The 18567-nt window shown below is 53.7% G+C and carries 17 protein-coding genes; 9 read left to right on the forward strand and 8 right to left on the reverse strand.

Annotation, left to right across the window (positions count from 1 at the left end; all coding sequences use genetic code 11):
• Nucleotides 1–18: 18 nt before the first annotated feature.
• Nucleotides 19–1299: a glutamate-1-semialdehyde 2,1-aminomutase gene (gene hemL / locus F3J30_RS16360; RefSeq protein ID WP_166717911.1), complete on the reverse strand. Its 1281-nt coding sequence runs from the start codon at nucleotides 1297–1299 to the stop codon at nucleotides 19–21.
• 178 nt (nucleotides 1300–1477) lie between these two features.
• On the opposite strand from hemL, the gene clcA reads away from it, so the two are divergent.
• Nucleotides 1478–2878: a H(+)/Cl(-) exchange transporter ClcA gene (gene clcA / locus F3J30_RS16365; protein WP_166717912.1), complete on the forward strand. Its 1401-nt coding sequence runs from the start codon at nucleotides 1478–1480 to the stop codon at nucleotides 2876–2878.
• An 86-nt stretch (nucleotides 2879–2964) separates the two neighbouring features.
• Nucleotides 2965–3312: an iron-sulfur cluster insertion protein ErpA gene (gene erpA / locus F3J30_RS16370; protein ID WP_014068960.1), complete on the forward strand. Its 348-nt coding sequence runs from the start codon at nucleotides 2965–2967 to the stop codon at nucleotides 3310–3312.
• Nucleotides 3313–3349: 37 nt separating this feature from the next.
• Here the strand turns inward: erpA and F3J30_RS16375 are convergent, their stop codons facing one another.
• The 3 genes from F3J30_RS16375 to mtnN are packed head-to-tail and all read right to left on the reverse strand — an operon-like array spanning nucleotide 3350 to nucleotide 5501.
• Nucleotides 3350–3973 carry a TRIC cation channel family protein gene (locus F3J30_RS16375; protein ID WP_014068961.1) on the reverse strand — a complete coding sequence of 208 codons (624 nt, stop codon included), beginning with the start codon at nucleotides 3971–3973 and terminating at the stop codon, nucleotides 3350–3352.
• A gap of 36 nt (nucleotides 3974–4009) precedes the next feature.
• Nucleotides 4010–4810, reverse strand: a complete 801-nt coding sequence (btuF, locus tag F3J30_RS16380) for a vitamin B12 ABC transporter substrate-binding protein BtuF (protein ID WP_166717913.1) — start codon at nucleotides 4808–4810, stop codon at nucleotides 4010–4012.
• Nucleotides 4803–5501, reverse strand: a complete 699-nt coding sequence (mtnN, locus tag F3J30_RS16385) for a 5'-methylthioadenosine/S-adenosylhomocysteine nucleosidase (protein WP_166717914.1) — start codon at nucleotides 5499–5501, stop codon at nucleotides 4803–4805. The genes btuF and mtnN overlap by 8 nt, the downstream gene beginning before the upstream one ends.
• An 82-nt stretch (nucleotides 5502–5583) precedes the next feature.
• On the opposite strand from mtnN, the gene dgt reads away from it, so the two are divergent.
• From dgt to cdaR, 3 genes are all read left to right on the forward strand, one after another.
• Nucleotides 5584–7098: a dGTPase gene (gene dgt, locus F3J30_RS16390; protein ID WP_166717915.1), complete on the forward strand. Its 1515-nt coding sequence runs from the start codon at nucleotides 5584–5586 to the stop codon at nucleotides 7096–7098.
• A gap of 131 nt (nucleotides 7099–7229) precedes the next feature.
• Nucleotides 7230–8675, forward strand: a complete 1446-nt coding sequence (degP, locus tag F3J30_RS16395) for a serine endoprotease DegP (protein ID WP_014068965.1) — start codon at nucleotides 7230–7232, stop codon at nucleotides 8673–8675.
• Between the two features lie 154 nt (nucleotides 8676–8829).
• A complete protein-coding gene (gene cdaR / locus F3J30_RS16400; protein WP_014068966.1) occupies nucleotides 8830–9987 on the forward strand; it encodes a DNA-binding transcriptional regulator CdaR in 1158 nt (385 codons plus the stop codon).
• 60 nt (nucleotides 9988–10047) lie between these two features.
• Here the strand turns inward: cdaR and F3J30_RS16405 are convergent, their stop codons facing one another.
• The 4 genes from F3J30_RS16405 to map form a co-directional block, all read right to left on the reverse strand.
• Entirely contained in the window at nucleotides 10048–10437 is a 390-nt protein-coding gene (locus tag F3J30_RS16405) for a DUF3461 family protein (RefSeq protein ID WP_010426739.1), read from the reverse strand.
• A gap of 111 nt (nucleotides 10438–10548) precedes the next feature.
• A complete protein-coding gene (gene dapD / locus F3J30_RS16410) occupies nucleotides 10549–11373 on the reverse strand; it encodes a 2,3,4,5-tetrahydropyridine-2,6-dicarboxylate N-succinyltransferase (RefSeq protein ID WP_014068967.1) in 825 nt (274 codons plus the stop codon).
• 32 nt (nucleotides 11374–11405) lie between these two features.
• The gene (glnD, locus tag F3J30_RS16415; protein WP_166717916.1) at nucleotides 11406–14081 is read right to left on the reverse strand and encodes a bifunctional uridylyltransferase/uridylyl-removing protein GlnD; all 2676 of its coding nucleotides are present in this window, start codon (nucleotides 14079–14081) and stop codon (nucleotides 11406–11408) included.
• Nucleotides 14082–14143: 62 nt separating this feature from the next.
• Entirely contained in the window at nucleotides 14144–14938 is a 795-nt protein-coding gene (gene map / locus F3J30_RS16420; RefSeq protein ID WP_014068969.1) for a type I methionyl aminopeptidase, read from the reverse strand.
• A 321-nt stretch (nucleotides 14939–15259) separates the two neighbouring features.
• Here map and rpsB point away from each other — a divergent pair, with 321 nt between their 5' ends.
• The 4 genes from rpsB to frr all read left to right on the forward strand — a co-directional run bounded on the left by rpsB (nucleotide 15260) and on the right by frr (nucleotide 18556).
• Nucleotides 15260–15985 carry a 30S ribosomal protein S2 gene (rpsB, locus tag F3J30_RS16425; RefSeq protein ID WP_003856207.1) on the forward strand — a complete coding sequence of 242 codons (726 nt, stop codon included), beginning with the start codon at nucleotides 15260–15262 and terminating at the stop codon, nucleotides 15983–15985.
• A 117-nt stretch (nucleotides 15986–16102) separates the two neighbouring features.
• A complete protein-coding gene (gene tsf, locus F3J30_RS16430) occupies nucleotides 16103–16954 on the forward strand; it encodes a translation elongation factor Ts (protein WP_006173611.1) in 852 nt (283 codons plus the stop codon).
• Nucleotides 16955–17104: 150 nt separating this feature from the next.
• Entirely contained in the window at nucleotides 17105–17830 is a 726-nt protein-coding gene (gene pyrH, locus F3J30_RS16435; protein WP_004098747.1) for a UMP kinase, read from the forward strand.
• Between the two features lie 168 nt (nucleotides 17831–17998).
• A complete protein-coding gene (gene frr / locus F3J30_RS16440; protein WP_014068970.1) occupies nucleotides 17999–18556 on the forward strand; it encodes a ribosome recycling factor in 558 nt (185 codons plus the stop codon).
• Nucleotides 18557–18567: the final 11 nt, after the last annotated feature.

The raw sequence follows: 18567 nt of genomic DNA on the forward strand, positions 1-18567 counted from the left end.
CGCCACCCGGCAATGCCCTTAGAGCTTCGCAAACACCTTACGCGCTGCATCGATGGTGTTGTTGATGTCTTCTTTGCTGTGTGCCACAGACATAAAGCCCGCTTCAAAGGCAGATGGCGCCAGATACACGCCTTCTTCCAGCATCAGGTGGAAGAAACGCTTAAAGCGTTCAACATCGCACTTCACCACGTCCTGATAAGAGGTCACGGTTTTTGCGTCGGTGAAGAAGATCCCGAACATCCCGCCCACGTGGTTCACTACCAGTGGAATACCTGCATCTTCTGCTGCATTCAGCAGGCCGTTCGCCAGCTGCGTGGTCAAGTCGGTCAGCGTTTTGTGGATACCCGGTTGAGCCACTTCGTTCAGACAGGCGAAGCCCGCGGCCATCGCGATAGGGTTTCCAGAGAGCGTACCCGCCTGGTAAACCGGCCCGGTTGGCGCCAGCGCTTCCATCACGTCCTTACGACCACCAAACGCGCCGACCGGCATCCCGCCGCCGATGATTTTGCCCAGGCAGGTCAGGTCTGGTTCAACGTCGTAATAAGACTGCGCGCCCGCCAGTGCCACACGGAAACCGGTCATCACTTCATCGATAATCAGCAGCGCGCCGAATTCGTCGCACAGTGCGCGCAGGCCCGGCAGGAATTCAGGCTGAGGTGGAATGCAGTTCATATTGCCCGCAACCGGTTCAACGATGATGCAGGCAACTTCTTGCGGATACTGCTCGAATGCTGCGCGAACGGAGCTAAGATCGTTATAAGTGCAGGTCAGGGTGTGTTTAGCGAAGTCAGCCGGTACGCCCGGGGAGTTTGGCTGGCCCAGCGTCAGGGCACCAGAACCCGCTTTTACCAGCAGGCAGTCTGCGTGACCGTGGTAGCAGCCTTCAAATTTGATAATTTTGTCGCGGCCGGTAAAACCACGCGCCAGGCGGATCGCGCTCATGGTGGCTTCCGTACCGGAGTTCACCATACGCACCATATCCATGGTCGGCACCAGTTCGGTTACCAGCTCCGCCATTTTGACTTCCATCTCGGTCGGTGCACCGAAGCTCAGGCCGCGCTGAGCCGCTTCAATGACCGCATTGCGGATAGACGGATGGTTGTGCCCCAGCACCATTGGGCCCCAGGAGCCAACGTAATCAATATAGGCTTTGCCATCGACATCATACAGATACGCGCCGTCAGCACGTTCGATAAACAGTGGCGTACCGCCTACACCGGTAAAAGCGCGCACAGGCGAGTTCACACCCCCCGGGATAAGCTCGCGGGCTGCACTGTAGAGGTTTTCAGACTTGCTCATTGCGTCGTTCCTGGTTCGTAGAAATAAGTTAAGGCGGCTATTCTAAGTGATTCCCGGAAGGTTATGAAATTTTTGCCCCATTAATGCATAAACAATTGTTAAGGATTTTTCAGGGGGACACGACAGTCGTCTCTGGTAAAATCCTTGTGGCGATTTGTATGATTAAAAAGAACAGGTAATGAAATCAGATTCTCCCTCATTTGAAGAACAACAGTTTGCGCGTGCGCGGCACCGTATCAGCATCCGACGGCTGCTCAATCGCGACAAGACACCGCTGGCTATTTTGCTGGCTGCAGCCGTGGTGGGGACGCTTGCCGGGCTGGCCGGTGTGGCCTTCGAGAAAGCGGTGAATGCCGTCCTCAACTGGCGCATTGGTACGGTGGCAGGGTATGCGGATAGCGAATGGCTTGTCTGGGTGTTGGCATTTGGTTTGTCCGCCATTTTTGCCATGGCTGGTTATTTTCTGGTACGCAAATTTGCGCCAGAGGCCGGTGGCTCGGGGATCCCGGAGATAGAAGGGGCCCTTGAAGAGCTGCGCCCGGTGCGCTGGTGGCGAGTGATCCCGGTTAAATTTATCGGCGGTATGGGCACCCTGGGAGCGGGAATGGTGCTCGGACGTGAGGGGCCAACGGTGCAGCTCGGCGGGAACGTCGGGCGCATGGTGGGTGATATGTTCCGGATGCGCAGCGCCGAAGCGCGCCATACGTTGCTGGCAACTGGGGCTGCGGCCGGGCTTTCCGCGGCGTTCAATGCGCCGCTGGCGGGGATCCTGTTTATTATTGAAGAGATGCGCGCCCAGTTTCGCTACAACCTGATCTCGATTAAAGCAGTGTTCACTGGCGTGATTATGTCGAGCATTGTCTTTCGCATTTTTAATGGCGAAGGCGCGGTGATTGAGGTGGGTAAACTCACTAATGCCCCAGTGAATACCCTGTGGCTCTATCTGGTGCTCGGCATGGTGTTTGGTGTTGTCGGTCCTCTTTTTAACACCCTTATCTTACGTGCCCAGGATATGTTCCAGCGTATTCACGGCGGGAATACGACCAAATGGGTTCTGGTGGGCGGTCTGCTCGGCGGGATGTGCGGCATCCTCGGCGTGATTGAGCCTAATGCGGCTGGTGGCGGTTTTGGCCTGATCCCCATAGCGGCGGCGGGTAATTTCAGTGTGGGTCTGCTGCTGTTTATGTTTATTTCACGCGTGATCACCACGGTTCTCTGCTTCTCTTCCGGTGCACCGGGGGGCATTTTTGCGCCAATGCTGGCGCTCGGTACGTTGCTTGGGACGGCTTTTGGCTCCGCCGCTGCCGTGGGATTCCCGGCGTATCACCTTGATGCGGGAACATTCGCGATTGCCGGAATGGGGGCGCTGCTGGCTGCCTCTCTGCGCGCACCGCTGACCGGGATCGTGCTGGTTCTGGAAATGACAGACAATTACCAGCTCATTTTGCCAATGATCATTACCTGTCTCGGGGCGACACTATTAGCCCAATTCCTGGGTGGAAAACCGCTATACTCCACCATTCTTGCTCGTACCCTGGCAAAACAAGAGGCTGAACAGGCCTTGAAGCAGAATACTTGAATGAATTACCAGGGTATTAGATAATGAAAAAAAGAATTGGGTGATTTTTGCCCAATCGCAGTAAGCAGTATTCATGGGAGCATAAGATGAGTGATGACGTAGTCGCTGTGCCGCTGGAATTTACCGAAGCCGCAGCCAACAAAGTGAAAACCCTGATTGCCGACGAAGACAATCCGGATCTGAAACTGCGTGTATATATTACCGGTGGCGGCTGTAGCGGCTTCCAGTATGGTTTTACCTTTGACGACCAGGTTAACGATGGTGATATGACTATCGAGAAACAGGGCGTTGCGCTGGTGGTTGACCCGATGAGCCTGCAATATCTGGTGGGCGGTGCGGTTGATTACAGCGAAGGTCTGGAAGGTTCGCGCTTTGTGGTCACCAACCCGAACGCGACAAGCACCTGTGGGTGTGGTTCTTCTTTCAGTATCTGACACGAAAAACGGTAACCCTTGGGTTACCGTTTTGCTTTTACCTTCCGTTATCATCCAGCGCAAAGGTTGGCAATTTAAGGTGCCAGCGTATCGCCGCTAAACGTATCCCCAGCGTCACCACCATCCCCAGCATGGCTGAGATTTCCAGCGGTAAAGCAAAGGTGTAGTAGGCTGTGGCGTGAACAATTCCGCCAGCAATACAGGCCGTTGCGTAGATTTCTGTTCGCAGGATCATCGGGACTTCGCGTGCCAGAATGTCGCGGATGATCCCGCCACCGACGCCCGTTAAAACGCCCATGCAGATGGCGACCATTGGCCCCGTGCCCGCGTTGAAGGCTTTGTTAACGCCAATCCCGACAAACACCGCAAGACCCACGGCATCCAGTACCGGCAGTATCCATTTAGGCAGCCTGCGCGGCTGGCGCACCAGCACAATGGTGAGCAGGCAGGTGACCATCGCCACCACCAGATCGGTCGGATCCTTTACCCAAAACACCGGGCCATTTGCCAGTGCCATATCGCGGATCGTTCCTCCGCCGACGGCAGTTACCACGCCCAATACCAGCACGCCAAACGGATCCATGCGTAATTTCCCGGCCAGCAGAACGCCGGAGATAGCAAAAACGGCTGTGCCAAGAATATCCAGCCAATACACGAGCATCGTTAAATCCTCGAAATGATCAGGTCCACATCTACGTTAATGACTCTGTGCCAGTGCGGCGCAGAGCTGTTTTGCGGCGAGGATAATACGCGGGCTGGCGCGTTCAAACCAGTCACTGTTGAGTGGTATCACCGGTATTTTTAACTGGCCCTGCCAGAATTGTTCAACTTTAGGAATTTCGCTTGCACTTCCGACCACCACAATCGCCTGCGGCTGTCGCGCCAGGACCTGTTCCCGGCTGACCTGCGGCCAGGGCACCCGGCTCGCAGCAAAGATATTTTCACCGCCACACACTTCCAGCACCTGATTCTGGATAGAGCCTTGTCCGGTGGTAAACAGTGGCTGGCTGCCAAATTGCAGGAAGACGCGCTTTTTCGTGGTGGTATCGTATTTCGCTTTTAATGCCGCGTAGTCGCGAAGCATGTTTTGTGCGGCAAGCTCAGCTTTTTGCGGCGCAGGGCTATAAGGCGCCAGGTCGCGCAGCGCCTGAGCAACCTGCTCAATGCTGACCGCATCAATCCACATCACCTTAATCCCCAGCGAGCTCAGCTGGTTGACTTGCCGCTCTGCATTGCCTCCGCGCCAGGCAAGCACGACGTCTGGCTTAAGCGCCACAATGCGTTCAAGGTTCATACCTTGCCATGTCGAGACTTGCTCGATGCCTGCGGCCTGTGGCGGATAATCCGAAAAACTGCTTACGCCAACGGGCGTGATCCCGGCCGCAAAGGCCAGTTCAGTATTGGCGGGGGAGAGGGTAATCACGCGCGGCACAGCGTAGAGCCATGCCGGTGCGAGCAGAAGCAGGGCGCCCAGCGCCCTGAGGGTGTACTTACCCACGTGCCAGTTTCTGCACCAGGGTTTCTACCATCACGGTAGACTGTTTTGCCGCAACGGCCAGGAACTCGTCGAAGCTCAGGTGAGACTGCTGATCGGCAACATCGGAAATGGCACGAACCACCACGAACGGCACGCTGAAGTTATGGCAAACGTGCGCAATGGCAGTGGCTTCCATCTCAACGGCAACCGCCTGCGGGAAGTTGTGGCGAATTTTCGCCAGACCCACAGAACCGTTGATGAACGCATCACCGCTGACAATCAGACCGCGCACGGCGTTGAGGTTCAGTTCGGCAATGCAGCTTTCAGCTGCGGCAACCAGTTTGTCATCCGCTTTAAAACCTGCCGGGCAACCCGGAAGCTGGCCATATTCATAACCAAACGCAGTAACGTCGGCATCGTGGTAACGCGCTTCATCGGATACTACGATATCACCCACTTTCAGCGTTGGCGCCAGGCCACCCGCAGAGCCGGTGTTAATGATGACATCTGGCTTGCAGCGTTCCAGCAACAGCGTTGCGCCAAGCGCAGCAGCCACTTTACCGATGCCTGATTTCAGCAGAGCAACCTCAACACCATTCAGCTGGCCGGTATAGATCTCACAACCACCCAGAGAGAGGGTCTGACGGTTCTCAATTTTGTCACGCAGCAGCGTAACTTCTTCTTCCATTGCACCAATAATGCCGATTTTCATAGATTTACTCGCGATGTGCCTTGTTAAGATGCATAGTCTATCATGCGGTTAAGGGGAAACGCATTCTCACGCGGGGGAGCACATGGCACCAATCGATTTTCGCACCAAAATTAACTGGCATCGCCGTTTCCGTTCTCCGCAGGGAGACAAGAGTGAGCACGAAATCCTGCGCATTTTTGAAAGCGATCGCGGACGCATCATTAACTCGCCTGCGATACGTCGTTTACAGCAAAAAACGCAGGTATTTCCGCTTGAGCGTAACGCTGCGGTGCGTACGCGCTTAACCCATTCCATGGAAGTTCAGCAGGTGGGCCGCTACATTGCCAAAGAGATTTTAAGCCGTCTCAAAGAGCAGCGCTTGCTGGAAACATACGGTCTTGATGAGCTGACCGGCCCGTTTGAAAGCATCGTCGAGATGGCCTGCCTGATGCACGATATCGGGAATCCGCCTTTTGGCCATTTTGGCGAGGCTGCCATTAATGACTGGTTCAAACAGCGGCTTTTCCCTTCTGACGCCATCAGCCAGCCGCTAAGCGATGACCGCTGTGTTGTCCGGGACCTGCGTTTGCGGGAGGGCGAGGAAGCGCTTAACGAGCTGCGACGTAAAGTTCGCCAGGATCTGTGCCACTTTGAAGGAAATGCCCAGGGCATCCGGCTGGTGCATACCCTGATGCGCATGAACCTGACCTGGGCGCAGGTTGGATGCATCCTCAAATATACGCGGCCGGCATGGTGGATGGGTGACCCCCCGGCATCACACAGTTATTTGATGAAAAAGCCGGGCTATTATTTATCCGAAGAAGTTTATATTGAACGGCTGCGTAAAGAACTTTTACTGACGCCGAATGGCCGTTTCCCATTGACCTGGATTATGGAGGCCGCAGACGATATTTCCTATTGTGTCGCCGACCTTGAAGACGCCGTTGAGAAAAGAATATTCAGCGTTGAGGAGCTTTATCAGCATCTTTATGAAGCCTGGGGAAAACATGAAAAAGGGTCTTTATTTGCTCAGGTTGTCGAAAATGCATGGGAAAAGTCGCGCTCAAATTCACTGAGTCGCAGCACAGAAGACCAGTTCTTTATGTATTTGCGGGTCAATACATTAAATAAATTGGTTCCCTACGCGGCCTCGCGCTTTATTGATAACCTGCCGCTGATTTTTAGCGGAGAATTCAATCACGCGTTGCTGGAAGATGATAGTGGTTTTAGCCAACTTCTTGAGTTATATAAGAATGTGGCCATGCGCCATGTCTTTAGTCATCCCGATGTTGAGCAGCTCGAGTTGCAGGGGTACCGGGTGATAAGCGGTTTGCTGGAAATATATCGGCCATTGCTACAATTATCGGTCGACGAATTTAGCGAGTTGGTGGAAAAAGAACGCGTGCGCCGCTTACCGATTGAATCCCGGTTGTACCATAAACTCTCGACCCGGCATCGTCTTGCTTACGTTGAGGCGATTAGCAAGATTGACCGCCATTCTGCCCAGTGGCCGGTGCTGGAATATTATTATCGCTGCCGCCTTATTCAGGACTATATCAGCGGGATGACGGATTTGTATGCCTGGGATGAATACCGCAAGCTGATGGCGGTTGAATAATTTCGGAGTTTTGTAAAGACGACCAATAAATTTTTACTTTTTCCATAAACTTAATCCCGGAACTAAGCGGTATAAAACGAATCTGAGTTACACAGCAATTCTGCGTTATCTGTAAATCGAGATTGAGAAACATGAAAAAAACCACATTAGCAATGAGTGCACTGGCTCTGAGTTTAGGTTTAGCGCTGTCCCCTCTGTCTGCTTTTGCAGCCGAGACAGCGTCGTCGGCAGCAACCGCACAGCAGATGCCAAGCCTGGCACCGATGCTCGAAAAAGTGATGCCATCGGTGGTGAGTATTAACGTTGAGGGCAGCACGACCGTCAACACGCCGCGGATGCCGCGTAACTTCCAGCAGTTCTTTGGTGATAACTCGCCGTTCTGCCAGGACGGTTCGCCATTCCAGAGCTCCCCGTTCTGTCAGGGCGGTGGCGCAGGCGATGACAGCCAGGGCGGTAATGGCGGTGGCCAGCAACAGAAATTCATGGCGCTTGGATCCGGCGTAATTATTGACGCAGCAAAAGGCTATGTCGTCACCAACAACCACGTGGTTGATAACGCCAATAGCATCAAAGTTCAGCTGAGCGATGGCCGTAAGTTTGACGCGAAAGTCGTGGGTAAAGATCCGCGTTCTGACATCGCGCTGATCCAGATTCAGGATCCGAAAAACCTGACGGCGATTAAAATTGCCGACTCCGATGCCCTGCGCGTAGGCGACTACACCGTGGCCATTGGTAACCCGTTCGGTCTGGGTGAAACCGTGACCTCAGGTATTGTCTCCGCCCTTGGTCGTAGCGGCCTGAATGCTGAGAACTACGAGAACTTTATCCAGACAGATGCGGCTATCAACCGTGGTAACTCTGGTGGTGCGTTGGTTAACCTCAACGGTGAGTTGATTGGTATCAACACGGCTATTCTGGCACCAGACGGCGGTAACATCGGTATCGGCTTTGCTATCCCAAGCAACATGGTGAAAAACCTGACCGCTCAGATGGTGCAGTATGGCCAGGTGAAACGCGGTGAACTGGGTATCCTGGGCACTGAGCTGAACTCTGAGCTGGCAAAAGCGATGAAAGTGGATGCTCAGCGCGGCGCATTCGTAAGCCAGGTGATGCCGAACTCGTCTGCCGCGAAAGCGGGTATCAAGGCGGGTGATGTCATTACTTCCCTGAACGGGAAACCTATCAGCAGCTTCGCCGCACTGCGTGCAGAAGTGGGTTCTATGCCGGTGGGCAGCAAAATCACCCTCGGCCTGCTGCGTGATGGCAAGCCTGTAAACGTAAGCCTTGAGTTGCAGCAGAGCAGTCAGAACCAGGTTGACTCCAGTACCATCTTCAGCGGCATTGAAGGCGCAGAGATGAGCAACAAGGGCGAGGATAAAGGTGTGGTGGTGAACAACGTGAAAGCGAATTCACCGGCTGCCCGTATCGGCCTGAAAAAAGGTGATGTGATCATGGGCGCGAACCAGCAGCCAGTGAAAAACATCGCTGAATTGCGCAAAATTCTCGATAGCAAACCTTCAGTGCTGGCGTTGAATATTCAGCGTGGTGACTCCTCACTCTATCTGCTGATGCAGTAATCCCCCCAGGCCCCTGCTCGTTGCTGAGCAGGGGCTTTTTCGTTTCTGTGACCCTTTCCACAAGTCCATACTTATTCCCCTGACTTTGTGCATTCGCACAATGCGGCTGTGACTGAACTCCCCTATGCTTGAGCTCTGCTCACAGGAGGGTTACATGGCTGGCTGGCATCTTGATACCAAAATGGCGCAGGATATCGTGGCGCGCACCATGCGCATCATCGATACCAATATCAACGTAATGGATGCCCGTGGGCGCATTATCGGCAGTGGCGATCGTGAACGCATTGGGGAATTGCACGAAGGTGCGCTGCTGGTGCTCTCTCAGGGGCGCGTGGTGGATATTGACGATGCGGTAGCGAAACATCTCCATGGCGTACGCCAGGGCATTAACTTACCGCTGCGACTTGAAGGCGAAATTGTCGGGGTGATCGGCCTGACCGGGGAGCCGGAATCGCTGCGTAAATATGGCGAGCTGGTCTGTATGACGGCAGAAATGATGCTTGAACAGTCGCGCCTGATGCACCTGCTGGCGCAGGACAGTCGGTTGCGCGAAGAGTTGGTTATGAATCTTATCCAGGCAGAAGAGCACACTCCAGCACTCAGCGAGTGGGCGCAGCGTCTGGGTATCGATCTTAATCAGCCGCGCGTAGTGGCGGTGATTGAAGTGGATAGCGGTCAGCTTGGCGTGGACAGCGCGATGGCGGAGCTACAGCAACTGCAAAATGCGCTGGCAACACCAGAGCGCAACAACCTGGTGGCGATTGTTTCTCTGACCGAGATGGTGGTGCTTAAACCCGCACTCAATCAGTTTGGACGCTGGGACGCCGAAGATCACCGTCGCCGGGTTGATCAGCTTATCGCGCGGATGAAAGAGAACGGCCAGCTTCGTTTTCGCGTTGCGCTGGGGAACTACTTTACCGGACCGGGCAGCATTGCCCGCTCCTGGCGAACCGCGCGCACTACTATGATGGTGGGCAAGCAACGGATGCCCGAGAGCCGTAGCTACTTCTATCAGGATCTGATGCTACCCGTTCTGCTCGACAGCCTGCGAGGTGGCTGGCAGGCCAATGAACTGGCGCGCCCGTTAGTACGACTGAAAGCAATGGATAACAACGGCTTGCTGCGGCGTACATTGCAGGCGTGGTTTCGCCATAACGTGCAGCCTCTGGCTACATCGAAAGCGCTGTTTATTCACCGTAATACGCTGGAATACCGGCTTAACCGGATCTCGGAACTGACGGGGCTGGATCTGGGGAATTTCGATGACAGGCTGTTGTTGTATGTGGCGTTACAGCTGGATGAGCAGAGATAAAGGGTTTCACCCTCTCCCTGTGGGAGAGGGCCGGGGTGAGGGCATCAGGCCGCACCCAACTTATTTATTGCGAGTTAATTTCTCAAGATCCGCTTCAATTTCGCTGATCTTGTTGGTAACAACGCTTTCCAGATGACGCAGGTCATCAAGGATCTTACGTTTGAGATCGACTTCGGTGCGATCGCGCTGGCAGATCTGATCGAGTTCATCGATCACGTAGCGCAGGTTCGGGCTAATTTCCTGAACCTCTTTGTATCCCTGACCGATGCCATCGGCAACGACGGTCTTACGCTGGCGTGGGTATTTAAACTTCACGCTCTTGGCGAAAAACTCTCCTTTGTCCTTGTGAAAATAGATTTTCAAAATATCGTTATTGGCTTCCTGACGGAGGCTGTAACGATCAATTTCATCAGGATTGGTAATGCCCAGACTTTTCAGATTATCGTACATAGCGGTACCCTTGATCTCAACATAACCTTTGAATAATTAACGAAAAAATCTATTTTCGCCACCCTCAGATACAAAAAAAGCGGGGTCGCCCCCGCTTTTTGTTATACCCGATTAATCGATGGTGCGCAGCAGTTCATTGATACCTACTTTGCCGCGCGTTTTCGCATCGACTTTCTTCACGATAACCGCACAGTACAGGCTGTATTTGCCATCTTTTGACGGCAGGTTACCGGAAACAACCACGGAGCCTGCTGGTACGCGGCCGTAGTGTACTTCGCCGGTTTCACGGTCATAAATACGGGTGCTCTGGCCGATGTAAACGCCCATGGAGATAACAGAGCCTTCTTCCACGATAACGCCTTCAACCACTTCAGAGCGTGCACCGATGAAGCAGTTGTCTTCGATGATGGTTGGGTTCGCCTGGAGCGGCTCCAGAACGCCACCGATACCCACGCCGCCAGACAGGTGGACGTTTTTACCGATCTGCGCGCAAGAACCCACTGTCGCCCAGGTATCCACCATAGTGCCTTCGTCAACGTAAGCACCGATGTTCACGTAGGATGGCATCAGCACGGTGTTGCGAGCGATGAATGCGCCCTGACGAACTGCTGCTGGCGGAACCACGCGGAAACCTTCTTTCTGGAAGCGCGCTTCGTCGTAGTCAGCGAATTTCATCGGGACTTTATCGAAGTAGCGGCTTTCTGCTCCGTCGATAACCTGGTTATCGTTGATACGGAAAGAGAGCAGCACGGCTTTTTTCAGCCACTGATGAGTTACCCACTGACCGTTGATCTTTTCTGCTACGCGCAGTGCGCCGGAATCCAGCAGGGAAATCACCTGGTTAACGGCTTCACGGGTAACGGTATCCACATTTGCCGGGGTAATCTCGGCGCGACGCTCAAAAGCGGACTCAATAACGTTCTGTAACTGCTGCATTGTTTACTCTTTCCATTTCACTAAAAAACACGTCACCCTTTATCGTTTGGATTGAGGGCTGCTGTCAACCGTTGTTGCACTTCAAGTTGCAGGTCATTATTAAGGGCACGCCGGTCGGCGGTCGCGATTATAAATAAATCTTCTACTCGCTCGCCAATGGTTGTAATTCTGGCCCCGTGCAGCGAAATTCCCAGATCAGCAAAAACTTGACCCACGCGGGCGAGTAGCCCTGGCTGGTCGAGCGCGATCAGCTCCAGGAACGATTTACGGTCGGTATGGGTTGGCAGGAAATTGACCTCGGTATCGACGGTAAAGTGCCGTAATTTCGCGGGCTGACGGCGCGGCTGCGGTGGCTGCCAGCTGTGCTGGGTAATCGCCTGCTCCAGGCCAAAGCGTATCCCTTCGTGCCTGTCCGACGACAGCGGGCTGCCATCCGGTTCCAGCACAATAAAGGTGTCCATCGCCATGCCGTCGCGGGTGGTAAAAATCTGCGCGTCGTGAACGCTCAGGTTTCGTCTGTCCAGCTCGGCGCAAACTGCGGCAAACAGATAGGCACGGTCCGGGCTCCAGATAAAGATCTCCGTACCGCCGCGTGTGGCCTGCGGGCTCAGCAGGATCATCGGCTTCGACAGGTCGTGCTTCAGCAGATGCCGTGCGTGCCACGCCAGCTGATTTGGGCTGTGGCGGACAAAGTAGTTGGCACGACAACGCGCCCAAATCTGATGCAACGCCTCTTCATCAATGTTATCCATCCGCAATAACGCCAGCGCCTGTAGCTGGTGATGGCGTACGCGTTCGCGCATGTCCGGGGTGTTCTGCATCCCACGGCGCAGCTGTTTTTCGGTGGCGAAGTAGAGTTCACGCAGCAGGCTTTGCTTCCAGCTGTTCCACAGCGTTTCGTTGGTGGCGCAGATATCCGCCACCGTCAGGCAGACCAGATAGCGCAGGCGGTTTTCCGTCTGTACCTCTTCGGCGAATTGCTTGATGACTTCCGGATCCTGGATATCTCGACGCTGCGCGGTGACCGACATCAGCAGGTGATGGCGTACCAGCCAGGCCACAAGCTGCGTTTCTCGTGAATTGAGTCCATGCAGTTCGGCAAATTTCAGAACATCCTGCGCCCCGAGCACCGAGTGGTCGCCACCACGGCCTTTGGCAATGTCGTGGAACAGGGCGGCAATCAGGATCAGTTCCGGGTGCGACAGACGTGGCCAAAGTTCAACGCACAGTGGGTGGCGAGAGCGGGTCTCTTCCTGAGCAAAGCTTTCCAGCTTGAACATGACGCGGATCGTGTGTTCATCCACCGTGTAGGCATGGAAAAGATCGAACTGCATCTGGCCGACGATATGTGACCACTGGGGCATGTAGGCCCACAATACACTGTGGCGGTGCATGGGCAGCAGGCCACGGCTTACAGCACCAGGATGACGGAGCATACTGAGGAACAGTGAACGCGCTTCCGGGATATAGCACAGGGGCTGTGTCAGATGACGGCGGGCATGGCGCAGATGACGCAGGGTAGTGGAGTAGATCCCGGTGATCGCGCTGTTGCGAACCATGGTGTAGAACATACGCAGGATCGCTTCCGGCTCTCGAATAAACAGCGTTTCGTCGCGCAGATCGATAAGCGTACCGCGTAACTGGAATTCGTCATCAATCGGGCGCGGTTTTTCGTCTGCCGTCAGCGCCAGGATCGCCTCATCGAACAGCTGCAACAGCATCTGGTTCAGTTCGGTGACGCGGCGAGTGACGCGGAAGAAGTCCTTCATCATATGCTCGACCGGCTCGTTGCCTTCACCGCTGTAGTTCAGACGCTGGGCAACGCTGAGCTGACGGTCGAACAGCAGGCGGTTGTCATAGCGATTCAGTTCCAGATGCAGGGCAAAGCGGATACGCCAGAGCAGGTGCAGACATTCATTCAGTTCATTACGTTCGGCTTCGGTCAAAAAGCCGAAACCCACCATCTCATCCAGAGAGGTGGCGCCGAAATGGCGCCGGGCCACCCACTGTAAGGTATGGATGTCGCGCAGGCCGCCTGGGCTGCTTTTGATATCGGGCTCGAGGTTATAGCTGGTGCCGTGGTAGCGCTGATGGCGCTGGTTTTGCTCTTCGACCTTCGCGGCAAAGAACTTTTCTGATGGCCAGAAGCCGTCGCTGAAAATGTGTTTCTGTAGCTCCAGGAACAGCGCGACATCGCCAATCAACAGGCGAGTTTCAATCAGGTTAGTGGCAACGGTAAGGTCCGATAGCCCTTCCAGCAGGCACTCTTCAAGTGTACGCACACTGTGGCCGACTTCCAGCTTCACATCCCAGAGCAGCGTCAACAGCTCGCCAATTTTTTGTGCTTGTTCGTCCGGGAGTTTCTTGCGGCTCAGGATCAGCAGGTCGATATCGGAGAGGGGATGAAGTTCACCACGGCCATAGCCTCCGACGGCAACCAGCGCGACATCGCTAATCTGCCCGAAACCGTAATCGATCCATAAACGTTGCAGCAGCTGGTCGATAAATTCGGTTCGCGCTTCAATCAACTGTTCGGCAGAGATGCCCGCGTCGAAAGCACTGCCCAGCCAGCGCTGGAAGACATCCATATGTGCTTTGATGTCGGCACAGGTCAGCTCACGCTGCGGCCAGACGCCGGGGTTATCGGGCTGATCGGGGAGGGTGGGAAGTGCTGTGTTAGCATACTGTTCGGGTAAAAGATTACTCATCGCGTGCCACCCATAAGAAAAAGCTATCGCCATTAAAAAAGCCGGCATTTGCCGGCTTTTCATCATTCGTTGTGCGTCAATATCGCCGGGATGGTGTCATCCTTGCGCAACGTCATAATTTCGCAGCCGTTGTCTGTCACCACAATAGTATGCTCGTACTGCGCAGACAAGCTTCTGTCTTTGGTTTTCACCGTCCAGCCATCTTTCATGGTACGGATGCGGTAGTCGCCAGAGTTGACCATCGGTTCAATGGTGAAGGTCATCCCTTTTTGCAGCACCACACCACCGTCATCGGCATCATAGTGCAGAACCTGTGGCTCTTCGTGGAAGACGCGGCCAATACCGTGACCGCAATATTCGCGCACCACAGAGAAACCTTCGGCTTCAACGAATTTCTGGATAGCGGCACCAATGGTGCGCAGACGGATACCCGGCTTAACCATTTTCAGCGCCAGGTAGAGGCTTTCCTGCGTCACTTTGCACAGGCGCTCACCCAGGATGGTTGGTTTACCGACGATGAACATCTTCGAGGTGTCGCCGTGATACTCGTCTTTAATAACGGTCACGTCGATGTTCACTATGTCGCCATCTTTCAGCAGTTTTTCGTCATCCGGAATACCGTGGCAAACCACTTCATTAATAGAGATGCAAACGGATTTAGGGAAACCGTGATAGCCGAGGCAGGCGGAGACTGCATGCTGCTCGTTCACGATATAGTCATTACAAATGCGATCCAGCTCGCCGGTGCTGACGCCCGGTTTCACGAACGGCTCGATCATTTCCAGCACTTCCGCGGCCAGACGACCGGCGACGCGCATCTTTTCAATTTCTTCAGGTGTCTTAATAGAGATAGCCATGTAATCTGTCCATCGGTGTCGATTTTTTCGACAATACTAGTTCAAGTGTCGTCAATGGTATCAGTCAGGCGCACCCCGTGCCAAATTGAGAATCATTAACAGCACACTCAGCCAACAACTGTTGGTGTCTGGTCGTGTTTTGTGGTATAAAGCGCGCCGGACTTCCGATCCATTTCAGATACACAGGCTGGACGGAAGCGACAAATCTCACTTTGTGTAACAACACACACGTATCGGCACATGTTCCGGGGTGCCCTTTGGGGTCGGTAACATGGGATACGTGGAGGCATAACCCCAACTTTTAATATAGAGGTTTTAAACATGGCAACTGTTTCCATGCGCGACATGCTCAAGGCTGGTGTTCACTTTGGTCACCAGACCCGTTACTGGAACCCGAAAATGAAGCCTTTCATCTTCGGCGCACGTAACAAAGTTCACATCATCAACCTTGAGAAAACTGTACCAATGTTCAACGAAGCCCTGGCTGAGCTGAACAAGATCTCTTCCCGTAAAGGTAAGATTCTGTTCGTTGGTACTAAGCGCGCTGCAAGCGAAGCTGTGAAAGATGCTGCTAACAGCTGCGATCAGTTCTTCGTGAACCATCGCTGGTTGGGCGGCATGCTGACCAACTGGAAAACCGTTCGTCAGTCAATCAAACGCCTGAAAGATCTGGAAACCCAGTCTCAGGACGGTACTTTCGACAAGCTGACTAAGAAAGAAGCGCTGATGCGCACTCGTGAACTGGACAAGCTGGAAAACAGCCTGGGCGGTATCAAAGATATGGGCGGCCTGCCAGACGCGCTGTTCGTAATCGATGCAGACCACGAGCACATCGCAATCAAAGAAGCTAACAACCTGGGTATCCCGGTATTCGCTATCGTTGATACCAACTCCGATCCGGACGGTGTTGACTTCGTTATCCCGGGTAACGACGATGCAATCCGTGCTGTTAGCCTGTACCTGAGCGCTGTAGCTGCTACCGTTCGTGAAGGCCGTTCCCAGGATCTGGCTTCTCAGGCGGAAGAAAGCTTCGTAGAAGCTGAATAATAAGGTTTCACCCCTTATTAGTACCGTGTATGAATAGGGGCCAATTATCGGCCCCTTTTTTCAATTTATACTGTTTGGCTTCTGGCCGGGCAGTTCACATCTCCCGAGGATTTAAGAATGGCTGAAATTACCGCATCCCTGGTAAAAGAGCTGCGCGAGCGTACTGGCGCAGGCATGATGGATTGCAAAAAAGCGCTGACTGAAGCGAACGGCGACATCGAGCTGGCAATCGAAAACATGCGTAAATCCGGTGCGATCAAAGCAGCTAAAAAAGCAGGCAACGTTGCTGCTGACGGCGTGATCATCACTAAGATCGACGGCACCTACGGTATCATTCTGGAAGTTAACTGCCAGACTGACTTCGTTGCTAAAGATGGCGGTTTCCAGGCATTTGCGAACAAAGTACTGGACGCAGCTGTTGCTGGTAAAATCACTGACGTTGAAGTTCTGAAAGCACAGTTCGAAGAAGAACGTGTTGCTCTGGTTGCTAAAATCGGTGAGAACATCAACATCCGTCGCGTTTCTTCTCTGGAAGGTGACGTTCTGGGTTCATACCAGCACGGTGCTCGCATCGGTGTTCTGGTTGCTGCTAAAGGCGCTGACGAAGAGCTGGTTAAACAGCTGGCAATGCACATCGCTGCAAGCAAGCCAGAATTCGTTAAACCAGAAGACGTGTCTGCTGAAGTGGTAGAGAAAGAATACCAGGTTCAGCTGGACATCGCGATGCAGTCTGGTAAGCCAAAAGAAATCGCAGAGAAAATGGTTGAAGGCCGCATGAAGAAATTCACCGGCGAAGTTTCTCTGACTGGCCAGCCTTTCGTAATGGATCCAAGCAAGTCTGTTGCTCAGCTGCTGAAAGAGCACAATGCTGACGTAACTGGCTTCATCCGCTTCGAAGTGGGCGAAGGCATCGAGAAAGTTGAGACTGACTTCGCAGCAGAAGTTGCTGCAATGTCCAAGCAGTCTTAATGATTGAAAAGGAGCCGCCTGAGGGCGGCTTCTTTTTGTCACCCGTCACAGGAAATCAGACAGGCTCCAGTATCGCTGTGCTGATTTGCGGCATATCATGTCGCCAGAATTAACCCCCATCTTAATCGTTGACAGTCTCAGGAAAGAAACATGGCTACCAATGCAAAACCCGTGTACAAACGCATTCTGCTTAAGCTGAGTGGCGAAGCGCTGCAGGGATCGGAAGGCTTCGGTATTGACGCAAGCATCCTTGATCGCATGGCACAGGAAATCAAAGAACTGGTCGAACTGGGTATCCAGGTTGGCGTGGTCATTGGCGGTGGCAACCTTTTCCGTGGTGCTGGTCTGGCGAAAGCGGGGATGAACCGCGTTGTGGGTGACCACATGGGTATGCTGGCAACCGTCATGAATGGCCTGGCAATGCGTGATGCACTGCATCGCGCCTATGTGAATGCCCGCCTGATGTCCGCGATCCCCCTAAATGGCGTTTGCGATAATTACAGCTGGGCAGAAGCCATCAGCCTGCTGCGCAACAACCGCGTGGTGATCCTCTCCGCCGGTACGGGTAACCCGTTCTTTACGACCGATTCCGCTGCCTGCCTGCGCGGTATCGAGATCGAAGCCGATGTGGTCCTGAAAGCGACCAAAGTTGACGGCGTGTTTACTGCCGACCCGGCAAAAGATCCTTCTGCCACCATGTACGATCAGCTGACTTACAGCGAAGTGCTGGATAAAGAGCTGAAAGTGATGGATCTTGCCGCCTTCACGCTGGCTCGTGACCACAAACTGCCGATCCGTGTCTTCAACATGAACAAGCCTGGCGCGCTGCGTCGCGTGGTAATGGGCGAAAAAGAAGGCACTTTGATCACGGAATAATTTCCGTTGGCGATAAATACAGGTAAGATTCCGCTTTATTTTGTAGTGGTATCTTACCCGGGCGCGCCTTTGGCGTTGTCATGAATTAAACGCGACTATACTTAGCACACCTGTAGCAGCTGTGCTGGCGGATAGTCTGCCTGAGACAAGTTTTCAAGGATTCGTAACGTGATTAACGACATCAGAAAAGATGCTGAAGTACGCATGGACAAATGCGTAGAAGCGTTCAAAACCCAAATCAGCAAAATTCGTACTGGCCGTGCTTCCCCAAGCCTGCTGGATGGTATCGTAGTGGAATACTACGGCACGCCAACTCCACTGCGTCAGTTGGCTAACGTCACTGTTGAAGACACCCGTACGCTGAAAATCAACGTATTCGATCGTTCCATGGGCCCGGCCGTTGAAAAAGCGATTATGGCGTCCGATCTGGGTCTGAACCCAAGCTCTGCGGGCACTGATATCCGTGTTCCACTGCCTCCGCTGACGGAAGAACGTCGTAAAGATCTGATCAAAGTTGTGCGTGGCGAAGCTGAGCAGGGTCGTGTTTCCGTGCGTAACGTGCGTCGCGATGCGAACGATAAAGTTAAAGCACTGCTGAAAGACAAAGAAATCAGCGAAGACGACGATCGTCGTTCCCAGGACGACGTGCAGAAACTGACTGACGCAGCTATCAAGAAAATTGATGCGGCGCTGGCAGATAAAGAAGCGGAACTGATGCAGTTCTGATTTCTGTCGTA

The sequence above is a fragment of the Enterobacter sp. Tr-810 genome (assembly GCF_011752765.1).
GTDB lineage: Bacteria > Pseudomonadota > Gammaproteobacteria > Enterobacterales > Enterobacteriaceae > Enterobacter > Enterobacter soli.